Consider the following 7,826-nt stretch of genomic DNA (forward strand, 5'->3'; position numbering starts at 1 on the left):
GCTCTAAGCCATGAACAAAATCATTTCGAAGCCAACCGCGCTGATCGTCGAGGATGAAAACATCACGCGGATGGAGACCATGGATGTCTTCGCCGATGCAGGCTTCGACGTGATCGAGGCCTGGACTGGCGACATGGCCCTGCACCTGCTTGGTAGACTCCCGACGATCCAGCTGGTGTTCACCGACGTGCGCATGCCCGGTCGGGTCGACGGCATTCGCTTGGCGCAGCTGATCGCGGAGCGTTGGCCGGAGACCGCCGTGATGGTCTGCTCCGGCCCACTCGCGTTCCGGCCGAGAACCCTGCCCGACAAGGCGCGGTTTTTTCCCAAGCCGTTCAGTCTGAACGAGGTCTCGGCGACGGCCCTGGCGTTGGTGGCCTGAGACCGGCCGCTCCGCGCAGCAGTGTCGGCCACACCGGCCTAGATGCCGCCGCCCTGTTCGGACAGGAGATCGAAGATGTTGCCGGTGAGCGCATGGAGCGCGCACGGCTTGGATACGAAACGTGCTCCGTCCGGCAGATCGGTGCCCTTGGGATTGTTCCGACCGGACAGCACCAGCAGCCTGATCTCGGGCCACCGCGCCGCGACGAGCTTCGCCAACTGATACCCGTTCAATTCGCTGCCGGGCATATCGACGTCGCTGATCAGGACGCGCACGTCGGTACGGGTCGAGAGAAGGTCGACCGCCTGCTCGGAGTTGCAAGCCTCGAACACGATGAGTCCAGCGTCGGTCAGCGCCCCGGCCATGTCCATCAGCTGCACCGGATCGTCGTCGACGATCAGGATGCCGAGCTGGTTCGGGGCTAACGGAGCCCTCTGGCGCGTGGTGAGGGCCGTCATGAGCACGGCCCGCCAAGATGACTCGTGAGGGTCGTGATGCGGGAACCCACCAGTCTCGCCGCCTTGCGCAGCTGCCCCTCCGTAATCGCGAAGCGTTCGGCCCACGCGGCTCGAACGACCCGATCATTGATATCGATGTGCGTGGCGGCTCGGCTGGGTAAGGTTTTTTTGACGAACGACATGCGCTCTTGCTTCGCGTCTTCTCATCGAAGACCGCGCCTCAGATATTCAGTGGGATGGATGTTTGCCAACGCGGGACGTTGTGTAAGGTTGCCTTGTCTCGCGGGTGGACGGTGTCTGCGGCAGGATGGGAAGGCTCCACGGCCGCGGGACCGATGATCTTCCGGCGCGACGCTGCGATGCGCCAGAAGCCCGAGTTCTACCGCGGTCGGACAGCTGCAGATCAATGATCCTGTCGCCGGTTTTAGTCTTCTCTGGCGCGCACGATATCGCGGCGCGGGGCGCTAATTTTTGTCCGAGCCACATTAATGGTTGTGATGATTTCGCCGATGGCGTAGAGATGATAAATCGACTTTTGGCCAGATATTCCGGCCGTCTCGCCTGAACAGGGCGAACGCTCTGCATCTCTCCCATTTTCGACGACCAGAGACCGGGCGCGCGTGATGCGCGCTCGGCCCGATTTCTTGCCTGTATAGATATGGAATACCTATGAGCATCGGCACCGTTAAGTGGTTCAACGACACCAAGGGTTTCGGCTTCATCCAGCCGGATGATGGCGGCAAGGACGTGTTCGTCCACATCTCCGCCGTCGAGCGCGCCGGCATGCGCAACTTGGCCGAAGGTCAGAAGATCTCCTACGAGATGGAGTCCGACCGTCGCACCGGTAAGCAGTCGGCCGGCAACCTTCAGGCCGCCTGAGCCTCGCTGCACAATCGACGATTTTCGAAGCCGTTCCCTCGGGAGCGGCTTCATCTGTTTCTCGCCGCCTTGGCTGAGTCGGCGCGGACAAAAAGGAATTTCCGTGGGTCAATTCAAAACAGACCAGCTCGTCGATCGTCTCGAAGCGACGGCCAAAGCGCGGCAGGCTACGCTGGCCCGCTTCCGGGCTCGTCCTGCGGCCGATGATCCGGTCGTCCTCGCCCGCCAAGCGGCGCGGCACGCGGTCGTCCAGGCCCGGGACGTGCGGGCGAGCGAGCGGGAGATCGCTCGGCTGGCCGCCGAGGCTGACCGTGAGGCAGCAGCGTTGGCCGCAAAGGAGCGCGCCGAAGCGGAGATCGCCCGTCAGATAGCCGAGAAGGCAGCGCGGCAGGCTGACCTCGCCGCCGAGCAGAAGGCCGCGCGCGACGCACGCTTCGCGGCTCGCAAGGCGCGAGCCCGTCGGTAGGTCGGACTTAGCCTGCAGTACCCGTCACCCAGGAGGACGACCCATGTCGCACAAGTTCAAGATCGGTCAGCATGTCCGGCAGCTGGGGCTCAGCTACGCCGGCAATAAGAGCATCGTCGACGGCCTCTTCGAGGTTGTTCGCCTCACGCCGGACGACCGTTCCGGCGAGCCGACTTACCGGATCAGGTCCGCCAGCGGCGAGCGTGCCGTGCGGGAAGGCGAACTCACCCACGCATCCTGATCGGTTTCGGCCGGTCGGATCAGTGCGTGCAGAGAGCGCGTCCTGTGACGGCTCTCAGTCGGGACTCTCAGGACCGGCGGAGATGCCGCGGGCAGTCTGGAATCAAGTTTGTTGAACGCCATGATGACGAACACGAATGCGCATTCGGCCGACGCGGCGATGATTGAACCCAACCAGACGGCCTTCATCCTCAAGGTGACGCGACCTGACGAGGCCGAGTTGTCCGAGCAATTGGCGATGTTCTACGTCGCCATCACCACCTCCGAGGACGAGGCGCTGGCCATCGTGCGCCGCGCGGTGAAGGGGGATGCCGATGTCGAGCCGACGGGCGTCCGCCTCTCGCAACAGACGGCCAACGCACTCGCTCTGGAAGCAGGCCTCGCGCGGGCTCTGTGACATCACCGCCAGTCCGACTTCGGCGACGCCGGGATCCGAACCGGCCACTCCTCAGGCGGCGACGCGAACCTGCTCCGAAGCTTGCTCGATGGCGGCGATGACCGCGTCTGGCGCCAGATGCTGGATCATGTGGCCCAGGCCGGGCACGACGATGAGGTGACTGTCGGGCAGTTCGCCGTGCAGGCGCTTCGACTGCCGATCGACATCGGCGATCTGATCGGCTCCGCCCACGATGATCACCACCGGGAGCCTCAGATCGCGGTAGTGCTTCTGAAGCTCGGCCGCCGACGGCGTCATCAACGCGGCGTCCTCTGCTGACGCCCGCAGCTGGATCGGCCGCAGCATCATGGCCTTCGGAAACTCTCGGTCGAAACGCTCCGTGACGGCGGCCGGCGCGAACATGGCCTTGAGCAGGGCGGGCTGCAGGATCCGACCGATCACGGGCGAGATCGAGTGGCGCATCAGGTCCCCGATGCCGGGGAGCGCCACCGGGGACGCGAGCACCACATCGGCGCGCAGCGTCGGGTAATAATATCCGGACGCCAAGACGAGGCTGCGCACGAGCTGCGGGGCCTGTAGCGCGAGGGCGACCGCGACCAAAGCCCCCCAGGAGTGTCCGAGGACGACGGCTTGGGCAACGGCGAGCTGCTGAAGCGCCTTCTGGAACAGCGTCGCGTGAGTGCGCGGCGTCCAGAGCCCGCGCGGGCGGTCGCTGTAGCCGTAACCGGGTCGGTCGAAGATGATGACGCGGTGGCGCTCAGCCAGATCGTCGACGATGCCGCTGACGAGAAAGTCTTGGATCATCATGCCGTTGCCGTGAATCAGCACCAGCGGCTCGCCGTCCCCCCGCTCGACGTAGTGCAGGCGCACGCCATCCACGGTGAGGAACGCGCCGATCGGTGGCGTCCGTCGCTCGGCCTGCTTCGCCTGGGCGGCCGCATAGAGGGCGGACGCTCCCAGCGCGGTCGCGGAGCCGAGCAGGGTCGGAAGCAGCCACGCTGTTCTTGAACGGCCTGTCATGGGATTGATCCTGTTCACTGGAATGGGGCGTGCCTTCCGATTGCCGAGGGACGGCGAGTCCCCTTCCCACCACGGGAAGAGGCGCCGGTCCGCCGTTTCCGGCGCGGCAGGCGATCGGTGTCGGCAGGATGACGCCGGCTGGGCACTTAGTCGGCGCCGCCATACGGCACGCGGGACGCGTCGGTCTCGGCGCAGCTCCCGCCGGTCTCACTCGGACAGGTTGAAGCCTCTGACATGCCCGGCGGAGCGATGACCCAGTTGGAGGCACGACCGTAGCGGTTGCGGCGCCTATCGCGCGCCCTGCCAACGCACCGTCATCCGACGAAGGGCTAAATCGCCATTCGTCTCCGAAGCGCCCTCCGAATCGAAGGATCGGGCCGACTGGCGCACGATCACGTCGTCCCGCGTGATCGACCAGTCGAACCGGCTGGGCTCCTTCGCCGATGGCATGACCTGTAACTTGTGGCGATCGGATCTGAAAACGATCATCTGATCTGTTCAATGCTCCGATAAGAACCGTTTATTAATCTTCCGGGACCGATATTATAAGTCCTTTGGCAGTCACGCCGACGGCGCCTGACTTGTTTCAGTCGCGGAGGCGGACGCATGCTTCCATGCCTCGACGCTGGCTGCCGTGCTCGCCAGTTGCGACGCCAAGTATTGCAGCGCTTCCGTGCAACGACCGTCTTCGCGGCGCAAATCAGCAGCGCGAGCCCGATCGTCGCTCGCCGCGACAAGCGAGTCCGCAACGAGCGTCAGTCGTTCGGCGACGCGACGCATCGATTGCGGCCCGGTGAAGCTGGTCCGCGCATCGGTGGCGACGGCCTGAATCAGACCTCCAAGATCAGGCTCGAGAACCATCTCCCAGTGCTGGGCATAATTTGACGCCATCATCTGGCACTTGGTGAACCAGCTGAACTCCAAGCCTGTAAGTCTGGGTTGAGCCATAACGCACTCCTTGCTGGACGGGCTGAATTCACGCGCATGCAGACAGCCGACGGCCGCTGTCCTGCCAAAGCGCCGGCCGATGACGTCACCGTTTGCTCAGGTGGCCAGGTCGACTGGCGACGTAGAGCCGCTCCATCATGTCGAGGGTCGTCCCCGAGATTCGCCATGCCGGGAACTCAGCGCATCACCTGCTGACTGACGTCAGCACGCGACAGGACCCGCGTCCGTCCGACGACACAGTCGCGCGTCGCGGCGATCGCCCGCAGGATGCGGCGACTCTCATAAGATGGTGTGTCGAAAATATTTTACCAGATCAAATAAATATAAATCTGGCGATTTATCGCATATTAGTAATTTTATCCCGGAAAACATGAAACAGGCGCTGATCTGAACGAAATAACTTTCTCGGCGTTTTCAGTGCTCGAGCTTCCGTTGCTGTCGTCAAGGAGATCCGCCATGCTCAATCAGAAACGTTTTGGGCGCAAAATATCGATCCCCTCGACGATGGAGATCAAGCGCGATCTGATGGTCATGGCGCATGCGGACACGATCGTGAAGTCCTTCAAGAGTCGTGGCCTTACCAGGGACGAATTCGGGGAAGTGGTTTCGGGCCTGGTCGCTGATGGTCTGCTTTCGCTGGAGCGAGCTCAGGTATTGACCCTCCGCTTCGAGCGCACAGACCCCCAAAGCCCAAGTCTCGTGGATGATCGTGACGCTCGATGATCTGGGAAAGCGACAGCGAAGTGGCTTGGAGATGCGTGCCGCGGATGGCTCTGTCGGCGAACGCCTCGGCAGACCGTGGCGCAGTTTCGTGAGCTGACGCTTGTCGCCAGCCCCCTCGGGAAGTGTCGGCGGGCGGTGCCGTGCAGGCCACGTTTTTGCCGAGGGCTCGAATAAGGGTCCGATCGCGGGCAGCATGACCGCCCAAGGCAACGGCACGTGACACGCATCGTGAGAATTGGTCCCGTGCCATTGTCGGGGCCCCAGCCGCCGACCTGCCGTTGTGCACGGACGAGACGCGCTTGGCCGAGGGGCGGGGGGATGAACGCGGCATCGGCATATCTGCCGGCTCGGCTTGATCAGGCCAGGATGACCTCGATTAAATGGCGGTTCGCCCAGATGGACGTGATGGTCCGGTCGATCTCCCGCAGAAGCAGTTCCGCGGCGGCTCGGGTCTCCGGGCTATTGAGCGGGCCGGCGACGATCCGTGCCTGCTGGGCCCGGCGCAGCTCGGCCGCGGCGAGTTCCTGTTCCGCCTTTGCAAGGATGTCCCGGAGGTAGGCGTCGGGCAGTGTCGGCATGGTGGCAGCCTCCCGTCCATGACATGGATCCCGCCGCGCGACCCGGTCACGGGCAACGCGGCTTCGACGAGCCCGCAGGTCAGACGGTGAAGATCTGCAGGAGGACTCCGAGGCTTCCCAACGCCGCAGTGCTGATCCCACAGACGAGGACGATATCCCCGCTCGCTATGTGCTTCGACACCGGTGCAAACCGGTAGGCTGCCGACGTCAGCGCGATGCCGAGCAACGCAATCGCCAGAGCGACGGCCATCAGAATTGTCATGACAATGATCCTTGTCCGCCAGCGGCGGGACTGACCATCGCGCGGACAAGTGTAACGTGTGAAAGAGACGAAATATCCGTCTGCCACCGGCCAGATTTTCGATTGTCAAAACTCTTGGCGATTTCAGGCGAGACAGCTGCTTTTCACGGTGAAATCGTCGCTGGTCGGCGGAGCGGTGGCCTGACTGATCGTCTTGCCATCCTCCAACACAGTCCTGCTTGAGCGGCCCGATCAGGGCGGACGATCGCGCAGGTTGATCCGCGCGGCGCGGAGATCGGTCGATCGACGCAGGCGGTTCGAATCCGCTGTCCCTCGCTGAAGGGGCCGTTTAGGCGTTTTGCCCCGGCTTCGGGATGAGCGGGGCCCGCTGTCCCATCATAAGATTAGCACTTCCATGCGGCGAGTGCTAACAGTCGGTCGATCAAGCGGCGAAACAATCTCGCCGGTCTCTGTCCCGCGACAGCGCCAATCACCGCGGTTGGATCTCGCTTGGGAACGATCAGGATCTCACAATGAAATTCCGTCCGCTGCACGACCGCGTGGTGCTCCGTCGCATCGAAGGCGAGGAGAAGACCAAGGGCGGGATCATCATCCCCGATACGGTCAAGGAGAAGCCGCAGGAGGGCGAGGTCGTCGCTGTGGGGCCCGGTGCACGCGACGAGGCCGGCAAGATCAACGCGCTCGATGTCAAGGCGGGGGACCGTGTGCTGTTCGGCAAATGGTCCGGCACCGAGGTCAAGATTGACGGCCAGGACCTCCTGATCATGAAGGAATCCGACATCCTGGGCATCGTCGCCTAGCCTCGATCAGGCCGTTCGCGGCCTCGAACGACGACCTTCCCGTCGAGGCGCCCGCTGTGGCGTGCCTTGGGGCCAGACGACAGATGATGAGTGCACCACCATGTCCGCCAAAGATGTTCGCTTTTCGGTTGATGCTCGCGAGGGGATGCTGCGCGGTGTCGAGCTGCTCGCCAGCGCAGTGAAGGTGACGCTGGGCCCGAAGGGCCGCAACGTCGTGATCGAGAAGAGCTTCGGCGCCCCGCGCATCACCAAGGACGGTGTGACGGTCGCCAAGGAGATCGAGCTCGCCGACAAGTTCGAGAACATGGGCGCCCAGATGGTGCGCGAAGTGGCCTCGAAGTCGAGCGACACCGCCGGCGACGGCACCACCACGGCGACCGTTCTCGCGGCCTCCATCGTCCGAGAGGGCGTCAAGTACGTCGCCGCCGGCATGAACCCGATGGACCTGAAACGCGGCATCGATCTGGCCGTGGCCGCGGTCGTAAAGGATATCGCGGGCCGCTCGCGGAAGGTCGCCTCGTCCGAGGAAATCGCCCAGGTCGGCACGATCTCCGCCAACGGTGACACCGAGATCGGCCAGATGATCGCCCACGCCATGCAGAAGGTGGGCAACGAGGGCGTGATCACGGTCGAGGAGGCCAAGACGGCCGAGACCGAGCTCGACGTCGTCGAG

At 63.7% G+C, this 7,826-nt stretch carries 14 protein-coding genes; 8 read left to right on the forward strand and 6 right to left on the reverse strand.

The features are described from left to right. Positions 1–10: 10 nt before the first annotated feature. Entirely contained in the window at positions 11–382 is a 372-nt protein-coding gene (locus tag ACQKQD_RS16360; protein WP_056521122.1) for a response regulator, read from the forward strand. Between the two features lie 38 nt (positions 383–420). Here ACQKQD_RS16360 and ACQKQD_RS16365 read toward each other — a convergent pair whose 3' ends face one another. Further along, positions 421–840, reverse strand: a complete 420-nt coding sequence (locus tag ACQKQD_RS16365; RefSeq protein WP_091683100.1) for a response regulator — start codon at positions 838–840, stop codon at positions 421–423. After that, positions 837–1,022 carry a DUF3606 domain-containing protein gene (locus tag ACQKQD_RS16370; protein WP_091683101.1) on the reverse strand — a complete coding sequence of 62 codons (186 nt, stop codon included), beginning with the start codon at positions 1,020–1,022 and terminating at the stop codon, positions 837–839. The genes ACQKQD_RS16365 and ACQKQD_RS16370 overlap by 4 nt, the downstream gene beginning before the upstream one ends. Positions 1,023–1,509: 487 nt before the next feature. Between ACQKQD_RS16370 and ACQKQD_RS16375 the strand changes: the two genes are divergently transcribed. The 4 genes from ACQKQD_RS16375 (at position 1,510) to ACQKQD_RS16390 (ending at position 2,822) form a co-directional block, all read left to right on the forward strand. Further along, positions 1,510–1,719, forward strand: a complete 210-nt coding sequence (locus ACQKQD_RS16375) for a cold-shock protein (RefSeq protein ID WP_056521128.1) — start codon at positions 1,510–1,512, stop codon at positions 1,717–1,719. Between the two features lie 103 nt (positions 1,720–1,822). Further along, positions 1,823–2,185, forward strand: coding sequence for a DUF6481 family protein (locus tag ACQKQD_RS16380; RefSeq protein WP_091683103.1), 363 nt, complete (start codon positions 1,823–1,825; stop codon positions 2,183–2,185). A 43-nt stretch (positions 2,186–2,228) separates the two neighbouring features. After that, complete coding sequence (locus tag ACQKQD_RS16385) at positions 2,229–2,426, forward strand: hypothetical protein (protein WP_056521132.1); 198 nt, start codon at positions 2,229–2,231, stop codon at positions 2,424–2,426. A 120-nt stretch (positions 2,427–2,546) separates the two neighbouring features. Then, the gene (locus ACQKQD_RS16390; RefSeq protein WP_244527069.1) at positions 2,547–2,822 is read left to right on the forward strand and encodes a hypothetical protein; all 276 of its coding nucleotides are present in this window, start codon (positions 2,547–2,549) and stop codon (positions 2,820–2,822) included. A gap of 51 nt (positions 2,823–2,873) precedes the next feature. Here the strand turns inward: ACQKQD_RS16390 and ACQKQD_RS16395 are convergent, their stop codons facing one another. Both ACQKQD_RS16395 and ACQKQD_RS16400 read right to left on the reverse strand, forming a co-directional pair. Beyond that, positions 2,874–3,842 carry an alpha/beta fold hydrolase gene (locus ACQKQD_RS16395; RefSeq protein WP_091683104.1) on the reverse strand — a complete coding sequence of 323 codons (969 nt, stop codon included), beginning with the start codon at positions 3,840–3,842 and terminating at the stop codon, positions 2,874–2,876. A 561-nt stretch (positions 3,843–4,403) separates the two neighbouring features. After that, the gene (locus ACQKQD_RS16400; RefSeq protein ID WP_139215746.1) at positions 4,404–4,790 is read right to left on the reverse strand and encodes a hypothetical protein; all 387 of its coding nucleotides are present in this window, start codon (positions 4,788–4,790) and stop codon (positions 4,404–4,406) included. Between the two features lie 456 nt (positions 4,791–5,246). Here ACQKQD_RS16400 and ACQKQD_RS16405 point away from each other — a divergent pair, with 456 nt between their 5' ends. Continuing rightward, the gene (locus ACQKQD_RS16405) at positions 5,247–5,513 is read left to right on the forward strand and encodes a hypothetical protein (protein ID WP_091683109.1); all 267 of its coding nucleotides are present in this window, start codon (positions 5,247–5,249) and stop codon (positions 5,511–5,513) included. A 356-nt stretch (positions 5,514–5,869) separates the two neighbouring features. Here ACQKQD_RS16405 and ACQKQD_RS16410 read toward each other — a convergent pair whose 3' ends face one another. Together ACQKQD_RS16410 and ACQKQD_RS16415 are read right to left on the reverse strand one after the other, a co-directional pair. Continuing rightward, positions 5,870–6,091 (reverse strand): hypothetical protein, encoded by a 222-nt coding sequence (locus ACQKQD_RS16410; RefSeq protein ID WP_091683110.1) that lies wholly within the window; start codon positions 6,089–6,091, stop codon positions 5,870–5,872. Between the two features lie 79 nt (positions 6,092–6,170). Then, on the reverse strand, positions 6,171–6,353 hold the full coding sequence (locus ACQKQD_RS16415; protein WP_020096511.1) for a hypothetical protein: 183 nt from the start codon (positions 6,351–6,353) through the stop codon (positions 6,171–6,173). Between the two features lie 512 nt (positions 6,354–6,865). On the opposite strand from ACQKQD_RS16415, the gene groES reads away from it, so the two are divergent. Continuing rightward, entirely contained in the window at positions 6,866–7,153 is a 288-nt protein-coding gene (groES, locus tag ACQKQD_RS16420) for a co-chaperone GroES (RefSeq protein WP_056521150.1), read from the forward strand. Between the two features lie 100 nt (positions 7,154–7,253). Next, the coding region (locus ACQKQD_RS16425) for a TCP-1/cpn60 chaperonin family protein (protein ID WP_427508891.1) at positions 7,254–7,826 on the forward strand (573 nt) is incomplete at its 3' end.

Source organism: Methylobacterium sp. NPDC080182, assembly GCF_050281105.1.
Lineage (GTDB): Bacteria > Pseudomonadota > Alphaproteobacteria > Rhizobiales > Beijerinckiaceae > Methylobacterium.